Source organism: Bacillus sp. AY3-1, assembly GCF_008368785.1.
Lineage (GTDB): Bacteria > Bacillota > Bacilli > Bacillales > Bacillaceae_G > Bacillus_A > Bacillus_A wiedmannii.
The window spans coordinates 1,193-1,785 of sequence record NZ_QORZ01000053.1; the positions used below are offsets into that span (position 1 = coordinate 1,193).

Consider the following 593-nt stretch of genomic DNA (forward strand, 5'->3'; position numbering starts at 1 on the left):
GCATTGATTCGTGACAGTTCTTGATTAAGGTGAATATTTTTGAGCAACTCTCCTCCTTCTGATCCTAAATCGATATTAGATAAATTTACATTCGGTTGCTTAATCATTGTTTTTGCGTACAAGTCCATTACAAGAATATGAGACCCTGTTTCAGCCAATGCTTTCTTCAGTCCCTCAGGACCTAAAGCATAATTGCCTACTTTTTGTTCTTGAGCGGTCGTTACTTGTGCAAATGCATGAATAGTGTTACCAGTAGTAGCAGTTATAACCGTTGCGCTAAAGTTAGCACTTTGAATGGGAATTTTTTCATCACTTTTCTCCTTCTTTCGCGCATAATTGCCTACTTTTTGTTCTTGAGCGGTCGTTACTTGTGCAAATGCATGAATAGTGTTACCAGTAGTAGCAGTTATAACCGTTGCCAGCGTGGCTAAAGTTAGCACTTTGAATGGGAATTTTTTCATCACTTTTCTCCTTCTTTCGCTAGATTCTTATAATCTTTATAGTTTTTTTCAAAAACGCAATATCAAAATTTATATACCTGCTCTTCAAGGTAACTTATTACATTTTTTAATTGTCTTAATGTATCTTTTTGA

General features: G+C 35.4%; 1 pseudogene. It reads right to left on the minus strand.

The features are described from left to right. A pseudogene (gene hblD / locus DN389_RS28245) lies at nt 1-310 on the minus strand (hemolytic enterotoxin HBL lytic component L1); the annotation flags it as partial. Between the last annotated feature and the right edge of the window lie 283 nt (nt 311-593).